6 protein-coding genes are annotated in these 13,809 nt (G+C 39.4%); 3 read left to right on the top strand and 3 right to left on the bottom strand.

The window, feature by feature from the left end:
• The first annotated feature begins 156 nt into the window (after positions 1-156).
• The 3 genes from asnS (at position 157) to FVA72_RS14525 (ending at position 4,819) form a co-directional block, all read left to right on the top strand.
• A complete protein-coding gene (gene asnS / locus FVA72_RS14515) occupies positions 157-1,557 on the top strand; it encodes an asparagine--tRNA ligase (RefSeq protein WP_036957910.1) in 1,401 nt (466 codons plus the stop codon).
• A gap of 568 nt (positions 1,558-2,125) precedes the next feature.
• Positions 2,126-3,217, top strand: a complete 1,092-nt coding sequence (locus FVA72_RS14520) for a porin (protein WP_282550849.1) — start codon at positions 2,126-2,128, stop codon at positions 3,215-3,217.
• Positions 3,218-3,628: 411 nt separating this feature from the next.
• A complete protein-coding gene (locus FVA72_RS14525) occupies positions 3,629-4,819 on the top strand; it encodes an amino acid aminotransferase (protein ID WP_110591460.1) in 1,191 nt (396 codons plus the stop codon).
• Positions 4,820-4,920: 101 nt separating this feature from the next.
• Here the strand turns inward: FVA72_RS14525 and FVA72_RS14530 are convergent, their stop codons facing one another.
• The 3 genes from FVA72_RS14530 to FVA72_RS14540 form a co-directional block, all read right to left on the bottom strand.
• Positions 4,921-12,159 carry an anthrax toxin-like adenylyl cyclase domain-containing protein gene (locus FVA72_RS14530; protein ID WP_110591459.1) on the bottom strand — a complete coding sequence of 2,413 codons (7,239 nt, stop codon included), beginning with the start codon at positions 12,157-12,159 and terminating at the stop codon, positions 4,921-4,923.
• A 232-nt stretch (positions 12,160-12,391) separates the two neighbouring features.
• Positions 12,392-13,039, bottom strand: a complete 648-nt coding sequence (locus FVA72_RS14535) for an MBL fold metallo-hydrolase (protein WP_110591458.1) — start codon at positions 13,037-13,039, stop codon at positions 12,392-12,394.
• A gap of 39 nt (positions 13,040-13,078) precedes the next feature.
• Complete coding sequence (locus FVA72_RS14540; protein ID WP_004256173.1) at positions 13,079-13,627, bottom strand: YcbK family protein; 549 nt, start codon at positions 13,625-13,627, stop codon at positions 13,079-13,081.
• Positions 13,628-13,809 lie beyond the last annotated feature (182 nt).

Raw genomic sequence — 13,809 nt, forward strand, 5'->3', positions numbered from 1 at the left:
TCGAGTTGTAGGAAGCCGGCAAACAAAGTGAGCCCTAGGAGCATACATAAGTATGTGACTAGGGTCGGTTTGTGAAGCCAACGCATCTACGGCTCGAAGTATGACGGATTGAGATAGTCGAAGTAGATATCGTTAAATATGAAGAGAGTGAATTATATGATAGTAGCGCCTGTAGTCGACGTACTGCAAGGCCGAGTGGCGGTAGGCACAGAAGTCACCGTTCAAGGCTGGGTACGTACAAGGAGAGATTCAAATGCTGGTTTTTCTTTCCTCGCCGTTTATGACGGTTCTTGCTTTAATCCGTTACAGGCTATCATTAATAATAATTTACCGAATTATAATGACGAAGTCCTGCACCTAACAACGGGTTGTTCTGTTGAAGTTACGGGTACCGTAAAAGAATCCCCAGGCCAAGGTCAATCATTTGAACTTGAAGCCACTGCTGTAAAAGTTGTTGGTTGGGTTGAAGATCCTGACACCTACCCAATGGCAGCGAAGCGTCATAGTGTTGAGTTTTTACGTGAAGCCGCACACTTGCGCCCACGTACTAACTTAATTGGTGCTGTTGCACGTGTGCGCCACACTTTAGCGCAAGCTATCCACCGTTTCTTTGATGAGCAAGGCTACTTCTGGGTTTCCACTCCAGTGATCACTGCCTCAGACACCGAAGGCGCGGGGGAAATGTTCCGTGTTTCTACATTGGATTACAATAACCTGCCACGTGATGACAAAGGTGAAGTCGATTTCAGCGAAGATTTCTTTGGTCGCGAAGCTTTCTTAACCGTTTCAGGCCAACTGAACGGTGAAGCCTATGCAACAGCGATTAGCAAAGTTTACACTTTCGGCCCAACCTTCCGTGCTGAAAACTCAAATACTAGCCGTCACTTAGCTGAATTCTGGATGGTCGAACCTGAAGTGGCATTTGCTTCTTTAGATGATGTCGCAGGCCTTGCAGAAAAAATGCTGAAATTCGCCTTCAAAGCCGCTCTTGAAGAACGCCGTGATGACTTAGAATTCTTTGCACAACGTGTTGATAAAGACGTTATCAACCGCTTAGAAAGCTTTGTTAACTCAGACTTTGCACAAGTTGATTACACGGATGCCATTAAAATCCTAGAAACTTGTGGTCAAAAATTCGAAAACCCAGTTTATTGGGGTGTCGATATGTCGTCTGAGCACGAGCGTTACCTTGCTGAGCAACACTTTAAAGCCCCTGTGGTTGTGAAAAACTACCCGAAAGACATCAAAGCTTTCTATATGCGCCTCAATGAAGATGGCAAAACTGTTGCTGCGATGGATGTATTAGCACCGGGTATTGGTGAAATCATCGGTGGCTCACAACGTGAAGAACGTCTTGATATGCTAGATGCCCGTCTTGAAGAAATGGGTATGAATAAAGAAGATTACTGGTGGTACCGTGATCTGCGCCGTTATGGCACCGTTCCTCACTCAGGTTTCGGCCTTGGTTTTGAACGTTTAGTGGCTTACGTCACTGGTGTGGGTAACGTACGTGAAGTGATTCCATTCCCACGTACCCCAAGAAATGCAGCGTTCTAATAACTGCTTTTCTATGTTAACACCTTAATATACGGGCCAACTAATGTTGGCCCGTTACTTTTCAGTCCTAATATACTTTCACTATACAACTATCTCATCTTGTTACATCAAATTACAGCCACATGATAACCAGGTCACAATTTTTACGTTATCACCTTATTATTCTCCGTAAACAGCCAGCAATCTGCTACCGCTAAGAATAATCTGCTTTTTAATCTCACTATTCTCTTTTTACTGGTGATAAATAACCGCTTTGCATTCGCTAAACTGCTCAAAAAAAACTCAATTTGTCTTTTGAAAAAGTTCCCTAATTTTTGTAATATTTTTTAAACTGGTACGATGAGTGATTGTTTATTGATCTATTTTTTACATTTTGAAACATCTAGTTACTATTTGTTTCAGAATCTTTGATTTTGTAGCACTTTGAGGGTAGATAATTTTATTTAGCAATGGAACACTGGTCGCCGACATAGACGACACTAATCTCTCACAAATAGTTCCAATTATTTTTTGCGAATTATTTTTGGCAGTGGCAGGTGTCCGAATAACACCAATGAGGGTAATAATAATGATGAAACGCAATATTCTTGCAATGGTTATCCCAGCTCTGTTAGCTGCTGGTGCAGCAAACGCAGCTGAAGTATACAACAAAGACGGCAACAAATTAGACGTTTACGGTAAAGTTGACGTTCGTCACTACTTTGCAAACGCTGAAAGCGGCGAAGATGGCGACGATTCACGTGTTCGTTTAGGTGTTAAAGGTGATACTCAAATCACTGATCAGTTAACTGGTTTTGGTCGTTTCGAGTGGGAAACTAAGACTAACAAAACTGAAAACAACAACGACAACAAAAACCGTTTAGCATACGCGGGTCTGAAATTTGCTGATTTCGGTTCAATCGACTACGGCCGTAACTACGGTGTTATCTATGACACGAACGCATGGACCGACGTTATGCCTTTATGGGGTGGCGACACTATGGAACAGTCTGATGTATTCATGACTAGCCGTAACCGTAACCTGTTAACTTACCGTAACAACAATGCTTTCGGTTATGTTGATGGCCTGAGCTTCGCTCTGCAATATCAAGGCAAAAACACCGAAGACAACAAATCTGGTGATAAAGTTCCATACAACAAAAATAACGGTGACGGCTTCGGTCTGTCAGCTGCTTATGACTTAGGTTGGGGCGTATCACTGGGTGGTGGTTACTCAAGTTCTGCACGTACAGAACAACAAAAAGCTCCAGCATCTACAGCTGGTGGTGACAAAGCTCAAGCATGGAACGTTGGTGCTAAATTCGACGCTAACAACCTTTACTTAGCAGCTATGTACGGCCAAACTCTGAATACTACTTACTTCGGTAGCGATAACGAAATCGCTAACAAAACTGAAAACGTTGAGTTAGTTGCTCAGTACCTGTTCGACTTCGGTCTGAAACCATCTTTAGGTTATAACCAATCTAAAGGTAAGCAAATTGCTGGCGGTGACGGTGACATCGTTAAATATATCTCTGTAGGTTCTTACTACTACTTCAACAAAAACATGTCTGCAGTTGTTGATTACAAAATCAACCTGTTAAAAGACAACGACTTCAGCGAACGTCATGGTCTGATGACTGATAACGTAGTTGGTTTAGGTTTAGTTTACCAGTTCTAATTATCAGTTAACTGATAAACTAGAAAACGGTAACATGTTTTTGCAAGCAGCGCTTCGGCGCTGCTTTTTTATTTCGTTCTTCCTACCTCAAACTACCTCCTCCTAAAAACTCCCAAATTATCGGTAAGACAGACTGATTCACCGCCTTTATAGATATTTATGGTTAGATTACATGCAATTCCTACCTAGTTCACAAGATCTCGCCGATTTTTGGTAAAACGGTTGGCAAAAAGCCTTTATCACGTTACCCTGAGAACTCGACTCGTTCGACTAAACCCGTTTTCAGCTACACCCGCGAGTTTCGTATGGTATGGGCAGATTACAAGCAAGGATAGCCAACCGCATTCTCACTTATGCCTTCATACCTTAGGAACTGTGTGGGTACCACTACAGAGCTTTGGAATCGACAACATGTTTGAAAAAATTACTTCTGCCCCTGCTGACCCAATCTTAGGTCTTGCTGATAGTTTCCGTGCTGATCCCCGCGATAATAAAATCAACTTAGGTATTGGCGTCTATAAAGACGAATCAGGGAAAACCCCTGTGCTTGATACCGTTAAAAAAGCAGAAAAATTCCTGCTGGATAACGAAAACACCAAAAACTATCTTGCGATTAGCGGAATGCCAGAGTTCGGCCGTGTAACACAAGAACTGTTATTCGGTGCACAACATGAAATTGTCACCTCAAAACGTGCACGTACAGCGCAAGCACCCGGCGGTACTGGTGCCCTGCGTATCGCAGCTGATTTTATTGCGAAGCAAACTAATGCAAAACGCGTTTGGATCAGCAACCCAACTTGGCCTAATCACAAAAATATTTTTGAAGCGGCTGGCTTAGAAGTGCTGACCTACAATTACTATGATGCAGCCAACCACGGTATGGATTTCGACGGTATGCTTAACAGCCTGTCATCCGCTGTTGCTGGCGATGTAATTGTTCTACACGGTTGCTGCCATAACCCAACGGGTATTGACCCAACTTCTGAGCAATGGACAAAGCTGGCAGCATTATGCGCAGAAAAAGGTTTATTGCCGGTTTTTGACTTTGCTTACCAAGGTTTCGCAAAAGGCTTAGATGAAGATGCCGAAGGCCTGCGTATTTTCACCAAAAACAACCCTGAAATGATTGTGGCGAGCTCGTTCTCTAAAAACTTCGGTTTATACAATGAGCGTGTTGGTGCTTGTACCATCATAGCCAAAGACAGCGATAACGCCGAGCGTGCATTTAGCCAAGCGAAAGCGGTTATTCGCGCAAACTACTCAAACCCACCAGCGCACGGTGCTGCAGTGGTAACAACCATCCTTTCTGATGACGTATTAAAAGCTGAGTGGATCCAAGAGTTAACCGCAATGCGCGAGCGTATTAAACGCATGCGCCAACTGTTAGTGAAAACATTGGAAGAAAAAGGCGCTAAACAAGACTTCAGCTTCATTATTAACCAAAACGGTATGTTCTCCTTCAGTGGCCTAACAAAAGAGCAGGTAGAGCGTCTACGTAGCGAATTTGGTATCTATGCCGTAAGCTCTGGCCGTATTAACGTGGCAGGCTTAACATTAGAGAACATGGTTCCATTATGTGATGCCATCGTTAAAGTGCTGTAATCATTCAAATGTGTTAACGCTTAACCTTTGAAAATAATAAAACAGCACCTTTAATATCATGCCAGTCAGTCCCATTACTGACTGGCTATTTTTATAAACAACTATTTAAGGTGGCTAAGGAAGCGCTCAGTTATTTGTACCGCCCCCCAGTTCTTTCTATAATTACTGTTATTTATACTAAGGTCGAGATTGCTTTCATAATCAATGCGTTCCTCAACAAGTAACTGAACCAAACGGTCGATGGTTTGCTCTATATGTTGTTCTGATAACAGCTGGTAACTATTGAGATGACGCACCTGCATGACACTATTCATTGACCCTATATGGTTATTATGAGATAGCGTCACTTGCCTGCCACTCTTTGAGCGATATATTGTTTCGGTAACCTTAGCTGACAATTGTTTATAACTGACTTCTTCAGTATCAAAATCAATTAGAACCACCTGATTGCGCCCCTCAGAATCAGTGATCTTCACATCGCCTTTACCGTGACCGCTGACAATATAGAGGTCGTCCCCTTGAGCTGCTGCTAATTGGTCTTTTCCATCTAAAGAGATGAGCACATCTTGATGCATGCCTTGCGCCCATAAAATATCATCACCTTGCCCACCATATAGCACATTTTCACCACTATAAGTTATCAGCTTATCGTGACCACTATCTCCTTTGATGATACGCCCATATTCACTCATATCCATGACGCTATCATTGCCAGCTAAAGTATCAATAAGCCAATTATTTCTAGGGCTATCCTGCTGTAATAGAATCCCATCATCTCTCAACGTTAGGTTTAAAGGCCTTGCTACACCATCAACTACCACGCCATTTAATGTGCTTGCAAGCTCATCAACGGGTTTCCAAGTGGTGAACTCCCCTGACTGTTTGGCTTTATGGAGTTTTTCAGAGAGATAATTAACGAGCGGAGTCATCCCGTGGCTCGTGGAGGAGTTAAATTTTTCGTCCAGCCGCTCATAGTGGTGAATATTGAAGCTCCCCTCACCATCATCGTTAGAAGCCTTAATTTTTACCAGTTTACCGGCTGGTGAAGCATAAAATTGGTATATTGAGTCACTTTCTTCAATTGGTTGACGTTTAAAATTGACTAAATGAATATGGTTATTGCCAATCTGGTCTTCAATATAAATGGCACCTGCCTGACGACCATCAATTAAATAGTGGTCATCACCTGCCCCGCCCATTAACGTATCGTTCCCTTGACTGGATAACAGCAAATCATCCCCAGAGCCACCACTAATAAAGTTGTCCCCAGAACCACCATATAATAGATTATTACCACCGCTGGCTTTAATATTATCATCACCATCCCCTCCCAACAGGACATAGCTTTCTAAGCCTTTATTGATAATAGTGTCATCACCATTTTGAGCATCAATGACATGTTTTTCGGTTCGATAGCCCATTGGCATTATAATTTGATCATCATCTGCGCTACTTTCATTAACTGGGGTTACTGGTGTTAAGCGGTTTTCCTGTAAGTTGACTTTAAATAAATTGCTATGCTTGTCTTGAAGTAAAACAACATCGGAGAGCTTATTGCCTACATTCGTAAACTTAATAGTCAATTGTTTTTGCCCGAATTTATCTAAACGGTATAGCTGCCCATCGTCCATATTCAGCGAATAACCATTTTCGGTAGGCAGCAATAGGCACAGGCTGTCCTTATCCGTAAAACTGTCATTGACTTTAGAAAAATCAAACTCAACCTCACCATATTCCTCTTTACTTTGTACAATTTGGTAGGTATCGATTCCATGGCTAACTTCAATATAACTACCTAATTTTATTAGGGGTAATATATTATTTTGACTATTTCCACGGTAGGTTAAGTGTTCAGCACGGCCTATGGGCGTAAACCATCCCCAATTAGGCTCCTTATAATGACGTGATTGGTTTATCGTTATGGTACCCATTGACTCATCTATTTTGACAGATTTTCCGTCTATAGATGATAATTGATCCCCTTCTTGTATATAGCTTAAACTAAAATACTTGTTAGGATATTTTTCATCTATTACCGTTGTCATCATCCAACCATCAAGGGTTTGTAATCGATAGACATGATGTGGCACCTTCGAATCCGCATCTTGCACATTTTCGAGGACAATAATGACCTCACTTTCCACATTTTGAAAAAAGTGACCATCAATACTATTTTTGGGTTGTTTGATTGTTAAAACCAAGTTGTTGCCGTCTAACTGAACTTGCCTTATTTCATCTATAAAATACTCTATAGCGACTTTGCTTTGTTGGTAATTAGGTTCTTTAATAACCACTTTCGCCTGAAACTTATGGTTACTTTGTGTATAAATAGGGTTTAGGTATTTTCGCGTTTTAACTGATTTTTCTTTTCTATCAAAATAGCGCTCTGTTAGGTACAAATCGTCAGCATGGTCAAGCCACTCATAACGGCGAATATGATAACTATCATTACCGTCACCACCAGCTGCAATACCTTGAGTTAAAATAAGTTTATCATCTCCCCCTTTTCCTTCTACGATGTCTTTTCCTAACCCACCATCCAATATATTCACCGTATCATTTCCCCGTAAATGATCATCGCTATTCCCTCTTATCATCACATTTTCCATACTTTGCAAATGGGCAACTGGAATAAAAGAGTGATTTCGCTCCCGCTGATAAAGCACCGTATTTTTGTTTAAATTTACATAGACACGGTGGCTATCTGGTAGGTTATCAATAATGATTGTATCCTGCCCGTCTTGGCCATCTAGGTACTTAGTCGGCGTTTTTCCTTCTCGTGAAGTTAACGATGCTAAACTGCTATCTCGGATAAAAAATAGATCGTTTTTATCTCCCCCTGCAAAATACTTCTCACCAGATAGTACTTGAAAGGCATTTTTCTGTGTTTTTTTACCAATTACAACGTCATTACCATTAGCTGTATTCCAGCTAGTTCCTCCACTAGTGGAATTTTCAATATATAACGCTGTCCGTTGGCTGTTATTCACTAAATGTTCACTGAAAACACGTTCATTTTCCCTTAGCATTTGTTGCCCTAATACACCAAATTCCGTTTTTTTCGAATAAAAACTAATTTGTTCCGGCTTAGAATTTATTAACTGGTCTTGAAGAGGTAGTGATAACTCATTATCTAAAATTTGGTGCCGTACTTTAAATTCATCTAATAACGAGTTCTTATAGGTAGAATTTAAAGAGTAACGCTCATGAGTCGCTATGCTACCCGTATTTCTAAGGTCAAATATCTCTTTCTCTTTTGCTTGCAGATGAAAGTCATGGTGAATAGACCATCCTATCTTTTCATAAAGATGTTTTAAATTTTTAAACCACGCCGTCGTTCTGACAATTTTATTTTGTAAAATAAATTTAACTTCATCAGCAGTAAACGAGGGTGCCCCTTTGCGTAAAAAACGCACCGTCGTATTTCCCACCCCTATATATAGATTTCCCAGCTTACCGTAGAAATAATTATCATAGTTATCAACTAAATAATATCGAGACTCATTTTCATAGGTCGGCTTTTCAATGACACTGAGGTGATGAGAAAACCCCGCCTGTACAATATGACTTTCAAATAAAGCGAGATCCATATTCCAATCTTGCTCTTTAAACGCATTAATATAATGTTGTATATTCATTTCTTGCTGGCTACGTATAGTTGGCTCTAAACTCAAAGCGCCGCGGATCCCCTCCTCTAATTCACGATCCCAATCAATATCAATAACTTCTTTGATGTTTTGAACCGCACGAACACCGCTATAAGCCCAGCCCCCAACCAGCAGTATACCTCCAATAACTAACCCAGCGACGGGGATAACGGAAGAGCCCACTAAGATGCCAATAACAGTGACCCCATTGATCACAGCACTAGCAATAGAGAAAGATGCATTTACGATAAGATCTTGGCGTTGTTTCGGGTCTGTGACACTGTCTAATTTAGATAAGCTGTCGTAGGCTTGGTAAACATCAATTCCCATCCCTACCAAATTGAAAATTACCACCGTCCCCGTTGCAATTCTCGCACGGACCAACGAAGTTGCTCCCTTACTGGATGCAATATTTAATAGCATCGGTTGCACTATCATATCGCCGTAATTAAACAAGGCTGACGCAGCAAGTAAATAAAACTGTTTTTCTAACTCTTTAATTTCCTCATCACTAATATCGGGGTTATCTAGTTTATCCAAAATTGCATAAGCACTAATCAAACTTTGAGTAGCTCCGGCTGCCCCCATTGCTTGCCCAGAACGATTTGCCAAACGTTGAAATTGAGGAAGTCTCTTACCTGCTTGACGAGTCTTAAGTAAGACTGGGGATGGGATGCTATTTTTCTGAACATCAATACTATCCGCTAAATATTTAAACTGTTTTTTTAGCACTCCCGACTCAGCAAAGTTAGCTTGATGATCGACTAATTGGTGGATATCCGCTGATTTTAATTGCTCATGGAACACTTTAATGAAAGAGAGATCTTCTTTCCCTCCTTCCATCAACGTAAAATACATTGTTAGTTTATCTGGGGAAAAACGAATTTTATTATGTAAATCAGCCGTATTAATATCACCTAAAGAAATAGGTTTTCCATCAATAGTGGCACCTAATTGTTGTAATTTGGCAAAGGCAATTTTTTCACCGTTAATAGTGACCCAACCGTTTTTTGGTAACGTAAATTCAGTTTGTTCAATAATTGATTGCCGCTGGCTACGTAAAGAAGACAATGCGCTTTTAAAGCCAGCTGAGTCTAAGTCAATAAGCTGAAAGTCTACTCTAAATTCCCCTTCAGAAAGTTGGTTATTTTCACTAAAGTAATGCTTAATTTGCTGTTGGAATTGCTGCTGAGCTTGTTGAGAAGAGCTGTTTTTTACACTAAATTGGAGCCCATGGGGATCAAATAAGCTGATTTTATAACCGCCATTACGTTGTACATAAGTTACGGTATAAGTGACCGATTTCCCCTTTAAGAAGATTATTGCGTTATCCACTTCGCGAAGCGTTGTAAATAGACTGCCAAGTGATTGGTCCGCCACTGATATCCCATTTTTGTGGAGTACAGTATTAATATCTTGGCTGTACTGCTCCATCTTTATCAGCAGTGAGTTTTCTGCTGATGTCGATGCATTTTTCACTGTGGCTTGCTCTATTTGCCCTTTACGTTCAATAAAATCTCGTGCTGAATGGCCTTCTCCTAAATACAGTTCAACCGCGTATGTTCCCCCCAAAGTTTGATCCATTTCTCGGCTTTGAGCGCCTGAACGAATAACTCCATGATCTACTAACTCAACTTTATTACCATAAATTAATTGTTGGTTAAATTTAGCCAATCGCTGGGCTTGGTTATCTTTATAAAGACTAAGTGCATCTGCAAAAGAATGTTTTTTTAAAAGCGCATTTTCCCCAATAAAATTGGCTGCAGCTAGTTCACTAAACTCATTTAACCTATTGTTAAATGAAATGAGTTTATGATTATCAGCCACTAACTCTAAAATTTTACCTTTATCTATTCCATCCCCAGCAGAAAATAGTTCCATTAATATCTTCTGCGAACGCTCACTTAAGTGATTTAATATTAATAAGTCATTTTTTATCGCGGTCAATAATGTCTGAATATCACTCGCATGTTGTTGATAACTACTTGATATTTTTAGTTTTAGAATTACTTTCAGTGATAATGTATTAACTTCAAGTCTTTGACTTAACGCTGCATTTAGTTTTCGGTTTATTAACGGGTCAAAGACTGCAATTTTTAATTTTTTAATATCAATATTTCCATTTTCATCAGAAAAATATTTCAATAAATAAGTGTGTTCAACCTTATTGATTTCTTGAATGGAAATTTCTTTTAGTGCTATTTTTTCTAATGTATTAATAATAGAATGATGTGAATTTTCAACCATTTCCAGTTCGTTTATTTTTTTATTTTTATTCAAAGCGTTATCAAAGAGATCTGCATTCTTTATTTCTGTTCCGTGCTCTTCGGCAAGAATAGTTTTACGCTTATTGTTATCTAGATGGATATCTTTAAATTCATCGTCAGTATCTAGCATAACGTTCTCATTAGATTGCTGCTTGTTTTCTTTATTTTCAGCATTGTCGTTAAGGCTTTTTTTTCGACTAATTTCTGCTAGTCCTTTTAAATAGGTATCCGATATTTTTCTTTTGGGTTCAAATAATTCTCCATTATCACCTTCACTCCATTTTTTATTTAACGGAGCACGATACCCCTGATTAATTAATAATTGCTGGAAATTAGATAGTTGTTCTACATTATCAATAATAATAGAACCATTAGAATTCATTGGAAAATACGTCTCAATTGATTCCGTTGACCCTCTAAGTTTATTTTTCCCCTTCAAGTTTTCAGGTAAGAAAAAAGTTATCGGAAAATTTTCACTCATCACACTGGCAGGGTTGGCATCATCAGCACCGTGGTGAACCAGTTCAAACCCATTTTCACGGCCTAGCTGGCGGTTCATCTTATCTTTGAGTTGTTTTATTTTCTTATTGCTAACACCGTTATCCTGCCCCTCATAACGATCATATTCCGCTTTATTATTAAATAGTTTTTTTTCCTTTGCTGATAATTCATCATAATTGACACTTGCTTTCCATGTTTCCCAAGATGGCATTTCTCTCACATTGATATAATGCTCTAAATCTGACATTGGAAATATAATGCTAAATAAATCATAATCTGCCGTGACAGGCTTGCCAGTCTTAGTATCGCCAACAACTAGAAACTCTGTAAGTTCTCCATTTTCTAGATGATAAACTTTCCAGTTATCCGATGTTCTGTCTGCACTTTTTTTCAGGAAAAAGACTTTTTCATTATCATCAACAATGGATGTAGTACGATGATAACCCTCATCATTGGCGAGTTCTAATGGTGAGATAGCACTAAATTGACATAATTCATTTATTCGCTGAGTGCTAAGCTCTAAATGGACACTAATCGCCTTACCGGATTGAAGTAGCTCTTGAAGCTGGCGATTAAGTTTATCACTATTAGTTCGGCCTGATTTTTTAGCAAATTCCTGTTGTACTGGAATAAAACCACTATGAGGCCCCCAATCTGCACTTTTACCTTTGATAGCCAATCCCTTACTACTGTACTCCCCCGATTCAATTAAACTCGTTGATTTAGCATCTATTGGCCGTATACCAATAATAATATTTTCTTCACTAGCTATTTTCGTAAAAATGCGTTGATGGCTAGCTGGAATACCCGTTTTAACCTGCGGGCTCGTTTCTGCCAGCGGTTTAAGTTGTAAATTGATACTCGAATAATCTCGCCCTGTTTTACCATTACTTTGAGTTATAGCGTTAACATCCTTATCATTCATGTTCTTATTTCCCTGAAAATTACAAATTCACTAATTATTTCAATTAATTATTTGTTTATTATTAAAACAAGCAATTATTTGTTCGATAGGAAAATAGCAAAATTCGAGGTGTTCCCAAACTAAGTTGGGAACAATTAGGACATAGTGTTAACTATTATTTTTTTATGGCGTGATTAATATGAAGTTATAAAAAACCCCCTGTAATTAAGGGGGGTTAAGTTAGATTAGATAATTACCAAACAGGTAACTCATCTTGTAAGAAAGGATTTGTTTTCCGCTCAAAACCGAGATTAGACATCGGCCCATGACCAGGAATAAATTGATAATCATCGCCAAGCGGTAATACTTTGTTTTTAATTGATGAAATTAAATCTTGATGATTACCTCGTGGGAAGTCACTACGACCAACACCACCTTTGAATAATACATCACCCATGGAAATTAATTTATCAGCATGGTTCACAAAAATAATATGACCGGGCGTATGGCCAGGACAATGCAGTACATCAAATGTAATATTGCCACAAGTCACTTTGTCCCCTTCTTCTAACCAGTAATCTGGTGTGAAGTCAGGGCATTCGCCTATATAAAACATTGCATTTTGCTCTGCGAGGTTTTCAATCCAAAAGGCGTCTTCTTTTTGTGGACCATAAATAGGCACTGAAAAGTGCTTAGAAAGGGTAGCCGATGCACCGATATGATCAGAATGACCATGCGTTAACAGAATTTTAGTTAACTTCAGCCCAAGGTTTTCAATAGCAGAAATTAATTTTTCAGCTTCTCCGCCGGGGTCAACAACGACTGCATCTAACGTATTTTCATCCCAAATAACGTGGCAATTTTGCATAAATGGTGTTACTGGGATAATAGTATATTTCATCGAGCAATTACTCCGTAATCTGTGTCACCTATGCACAGATTACCACGTTCTTGCAGGCCCTGTATCAATATGTATAAAATTGCTTCGAGGATAATAACCAACACCACCTGCTTTCATTTTCAGCGCAGCTTTACGGATATTACTCAATTGTAACCCTTCGATATGGAAATCCATCGCCTGCCCGCGTGTGTGGTAGCTTTTCTTTGCCACCCCAGAGCTTTTACTGCGTAATTTATTATTAGTCTCTAAAGAACGATAACCAGAGATCAGTTGGACAGGTTTGTTTGTTCCCATCATCATTTGTAATAAATAGATTTGGTCAAACAATTTTGGGTCAATAGTTTTCACTTTGTCGCAACGGTAGTCACGGAAAAAATGATTTAAACGTGCTAATTCAGACTTATTATAACGCCGCCCGTCAAAAAATTCGGTTTTTAACGATTCGCCTGTATTAATGTTTTGAAAACGCAAAATTCGTGGTCGAGGGGTCGTCATTGCAGCAAAGACATGGCTTGGTAATAAACTAAGGCCAATCGTTGCAGCCCCAATACCTAACCACTTTCTGCGGGATTGATCAATTATATCCATAGGTGATAGCTCAGACTCTAATAATTTCAGTATTAATCGATAAAATTTTGGCAACCTATTGAGTCTAGCAAATCATGCTTAGCTTTAATGTATAATTATGTAAAGATATGCATACTTAACAGGAATTTTATTGCAGTTTTCGTCAGTAATAGAGTTTTGTCACTCAAACTGCTCGAAACATG

The organism is Providencia sp. PROV061, from assembly GCF_011045655.1.
Lineage (GTDB): Bacteria > Pseudomonadota > Gammaproteobacteria > Enterobacterales > Enterobacteriaceae > Providencia > Providencia hangzhouensis.

Bases quoted from the DNA above. Each gene is read 5' to 3' on its own strand.
- asnS (WP_036957910.1), top strand. From the start codon at position 157: ATGATAGTAGCGCCTGTAGTCGACGTACTGCAAGGCCGAGTGGCGGTA.
- FVA72_RS14520 (WP_282550849.1), top strand. From the start codon at position 2,126: ATGATGAAACGCAATATTCTTGCAATGGTTATCCCAGCTCTGTTAGCT.
- FVA72_RS14525 (WP_110591460.1), top strand. From the start codon at position 3,629: ATGTTTGAAAAAATTACTTCTGCCCCTGCTGACCCAATCTTAGGTCTT.
- FVA72_RS14530 (WP_110591459.1), bottom strand. From the start codon at position 12,159: ATGAATGATAAGGATGTTAACGCTATAACTCAAAGTAATGGTAAAACA.
- FVA72_RS14535 (WP_110591458.1), bottom strand. From the start codon at position 13,039: ATGAAATATACTATTATCCCAGTAACACCATTTATGCAAAATTGCCAC.
- FVA72_RS14540 (WP_004256173.1), bottom strand. From the start codon at position 13,627: ATGGATATAATTGATCAATCCCGCAGAAAGTGGTTAGGTATTGGGGCT.